This window comes from uncultured Thiodictyon sp. (assembly GCA_903837595.1).
In the GTDB taxonomy this organism is placed as follows: Bacteria; Pseudomonadota; Gammaproteobacteria; order Chromatiales; family Chromatiaceae; genus Thiodictyon.
Genome location: CAILVI010000404.1, coordinates 1 through 3,516 on the forward strand (window position 1 = coordinate 1; position 3,516 = coordinate 3,516).

General features: G+C 66.9%; 3 protein-coding genes and 1 pseudogene. All 4 read right to left on the reverse strand.

What is annotated here, in order from left to right:
• Positions 1-131: 131 nt before the first annotated feature.
• Positions 132-1,139, reverse strand: coding sequence for a site-specific integrase (locus tag QZY44_RS24090; RefSeq protein WP_295454034.1), 1,008 nt, complete (start codon positions 1,137-1,139; stop codon positions 132-134).
• The gene (locus QZY44_RS24095; RefSeq protein ID WP_295454037.1) at positions 1,136-2,092 is read right to left on the reverse strand and encodes a tyrosine-type recombinase/integrase; all 957 of its coding nucleotides are present in this window, start codon (positions 2,090-2,092) and stop codon (positions 1,136-1,138) included. Before QZY44_RS24095 ends, QZY44_RS24090 begins: the two co-directional genes overlap by 4 nt.
• Positions 2,089-3,285, reverse strand: coding sequence for a site-specific integrase (locus QZY44_RS24100; protein WP_295454040.1), 1,197 nt, complete (start codon positions 3,283-3,285; stop codon positions 2,089-2,091). The genes QZY44_RS24095 and QZY44_RS24100 overlap by 4 nt, the downstream gene beginning before the upstream one ends.
• A 182-nt stretch (positions 3,286-3,467) precedes the next feature.
• Positions 3,468-3,515: pseudogene (locus QZY44_RS35935) on the reverse strand (hypothetical protein); the annotation flags it as partial.
• Position 3,516: the final 1 nt, after the last annotated feature.

Below are 3,516 nucleotides of genomic sequence, written 5' to 3' on the forward strand. Positions count from 1 at the left end.
ACGCAATTATGTGCAGCTCCGGATTATGTGCAGTTCCGCCAGCCGCCCCGACTTCCGGGGAGGCAACTGGCGGATTCGCTTGGGTTTACGGCCCCGGTCGGCGCCGCCGCGACAGCCCCACCTGCGCATAATCAGAGGCCGTCCAGGAAGGCCAGCAGGGTCGGTGACGGCACAAAACGCGGCTGGTCGGTGGGCGGTGCCTGAAGGGTGGCCAGCGCCTGCTCTTTCATCCGCAAGTCCGCTTCCAGATACTGGTGGGTGGTCTCGATGCTCTCGTGCCCCAGCCACAGGGCGATCACCGTCAGGTCCACCCCGGCCTGGAGCAGATGCATGGCGGTGGTGTGCCGCACGCAGTGTGGCGATACCCGCTTATCCTTGAGCGAGGGACAGCCAGCACTGGCGGTCCACGCGCTACGCGCCAGACGCGAGGCGACCCCGGAGCGGGTCATCGGTTGCCCCTGACGGTTCGGAAACAGCGGCTGCTGAGGCTCCGGTGCGATGCGCGCTAGCCAGTCGCGCAGAAGCTTCGTCGTCCGCGCCCACAGCGGCACCACCCGTTCCTTGCGGCCTTTGCCGTGCAGATGCAGGGCCTGGCAACGTTCACATTCCAAGTCCACGCGCCGCACTGCCACCAACTCCGATACGCGGGCGCCGGTGTTGTACATCGTCGTCAGCAAGGCGCGGTCACGCTGCCCGCTCCAGGTGCGCCCGTCCGGCGCCTGCAAGATCGCCTCAATCTCCGTGCGGGACAGGAAGCCGACCATGGGCCGATCAAAACGCTTGGCCGGGATCGCCAAGATCCGCTGTATTCCCGGCAGCGCCGCCGGCTCTTGCAGACCGGCATAGTGCGCAAAGGCATGGATGGCGGCGAGCCGGGTATTGCGGGTGCGGGCGGTATTATGCCGACGGGTTTCCAGGTCCTCGAGAAATGCCAGCACCAGCTCGGCGTCCAGATCCGCCAGGGCCAACTCGCCGATGGATTTGCCGCACTGGGTTTCGGCAAACCGTAGCAATAACCGAAAGGTATCCCGATATCCATTGATGGTCTGACGACTCGCGCCACGCTGCTGCATGAGGTACTGGCAAAAGAACGCCTGGAGCAGGCGGGCCAGATCGGTCGGACGTTGTGCCGCGTTCATGGTGTCACCTGCGCGTCGTCGCACTGGGCCAGGCGCTCGAAGCGCTCCCCGGCGATGGCCATCAGCGCCGGGATGCCGGTGAGGTACCAATAGGTGTCGGTGACCTTGGCGTGCCCCAGATAGGTCGATAACAGCGGGACGGCCTGGGCCAGATCAATGCCTTCCTGGTACCAGGCGAGCAGTCGGTGGCAGGCGAAGGTATGTCGCAGGTCATAGAGTCGGGGCCGGCGCCCGGGTTGCCGGTCCCATCCGAGTCGGGTACGGATGCACTGGAAGGCATAGCGTGCTTGAGCGTCGCCCAGGGGGCGACCGTCATCGCGCAGAAAGAAGGCTGGTTCGCGACTCAGCGGCAAGCGCCGGTCGCGCAACTGCGCATACGCGCTCAGCGCGGCGCTGGTGGTGGGGTGCAAGGGCACATACCGGGACTTGCGGAACTTGGTCTGGCGTACGCACAACACACCGCGCTCCAGGTCCACGTCCGCGCGCTGCAGGTGCAGGGCCTCCGACACGCGCAACCCCGTGGCCGCCAGCAGCCCCAAGAGACACTGCATGCTGGACGGGCGCAGCCCCTGCGGGGGCACCAGTTCCCCCGCCGCTGCCAGCAGTTGTCCAATTTCCTCCTCGTTATAGATATGGGGTGGGACCCGGCGATGGGCCGATCCGAGTGCATGGGCCGGTGGGATCTGGGTTTCTGCCTCGAACGGCGCACAGAACTTGGCGAAGGGACGGATCACCTCCAACCGGCGGGCCCGGCCAATCGGGCCGCTGCGCGTAGAGGCACCGGCCCACTCCAGCGCCAACGACGTCGTGATGGCGCCGCCGTGCCCGCGGGCATCGGCGAACTGGGCGAAGCGCTGCAACTGCTCACCCTCAATGCGCAGGGCATACCCCAACCGACGGCGTGCCGTCAGATAGGCCGCGACCCGTTCCTGCATGGTCGACCAGTAGCTCATAGCGACCTCCCCGGCCAGGGCAGGGCCACGCGCGCCAGTTCGGGAAGGTTCACCTTGGCGTAGATCGCGGTCGTGTCGATGCTGCGATGGCGCAGCACGTCGGCCACGAGTTTCAGTGAACTGCCGCCCCGGACCATCCGTGCGGCGGCGGTGTGGCGCAGAATATGGGTCCCAGACCACGGCAGGTCCGCGCGCGCGAAGGCCCGGCGGATCGCGCCCCGCACCGTGGTCTTGGCGGCGGCCTCGCCCACCGGTGCGCGGTGCTGGACAAAGATCGCCCGACTCGGCGTCGTGGGTCGCCCATGGCGCAGGTAATCGGCCACGGCCGCACCAGTCGACGGGGGCAGCGGCAACTGCGCGGTCCGACGGCTCTTGCCGGGGACCAGATGCACGACCCCCGTCCGCCAATCGATGTCGTCGAGACGTAATGCGGCCACCTCCTGGCACCGCAGACCCAGATCGGCCAGACAGCGGGCCATGGCGTAGTCACGGCGACCCAGCGCGGTCGCGCGATCGAAGGCGTCCCAGAAGCGTGCGAGCTCCACCTCGCTCAGGCCGGGTGGCAGCGGCGCGAGCGACCAGTGTGGCGGCGTCGGTACCGCACCCGTCAGGTCGGCCAGCAGTTCCCCTTCGAGCTGAAGAAAGCGCAGAAAGCTGCGCAATGAGTCGGCCAGAACGCCGACGCTGCCGGGTCGCTTACCGCGCGCCTGCTCGGTCACGAACCCGATCAAGGCGTCGGCGGTGATTCGGCCAACCGTGACCGATCCGTCCCCGAACTGTGCAGCCAAGAAGGCGCGCGCGTAACGGCGGCGGTACCACCGCGTCGCATCGGCCAAACCGCACACCGTGAGGAGGTAGGCATCGAAGCGCGCCACCATGGCCTCGATGTCAGGACTGGACGGCGGACTTCGTGGGCGCAGGCGCGCTTCGCCGCCCATCGCCAGCAGCCGGTTCAGCGCGGCACGGACGCTCTTGCGATGTTTCGAGTTCGGCGGTGCGCAGCGGCAAGCGGGCAGGTGCTCGTGGAGAAAGGCGTGTACCGCTTGGGCGTCGATCTGCTGCCGATCGGGCGGCTGCCCGCCCAGCCAGCCGAGGAAGTGGGCCGCCGCCGCCGCGTACTGGTGTCGCGTTCTGGGCCGGTGCCCCCGCGTGGCCAGGTACGAACAAAAATCGTCAACAAGTTGTTCTGACATGGGTACCCTCCGTCATCGGGAGTGCTACGGGTACCCACAGTGTTATGCGCAGCAGGGGCGACTGCCGCAGACGAAAACACTCGTGGTATCAAAGTGACGCGGTCGTCGTAGAACCGGCAACTGCACATAATCCGGAGCTGCACATAATTGCGTCCGACGACGAATGGCCGAATGGCATTCTCGGCCCGATTGTTGTCGATCGGCAGGTGGCCGTCTTCGAGGAAGAGAATC

Excerpts from the sequence above, each read along its gene's own strand:
- QZY44_RS24090 (WP_295454034.1), bottom strand. The coding sequence starts at position 1,139 with ATGAACGCGGCACAACGTCCGACCGATCTGGCCCGCCTGCTCCAGGCG.
- QZY44_RS24095 (WP_295454037.1), bottom strand. The coding sequence starts at position 2,092 with ATGAGCTACTGGTCGACCATGCAGGAACGGGTCGCGGCCTATCTGACG.
- QZY44_RS24100 (WP_295454040.1), bottom strand. The coding sequence starts at position 3,285 with ATGTCAGAACAACTTGTTGACGATTTTTGTTCGTACCTGGCCACGCGG.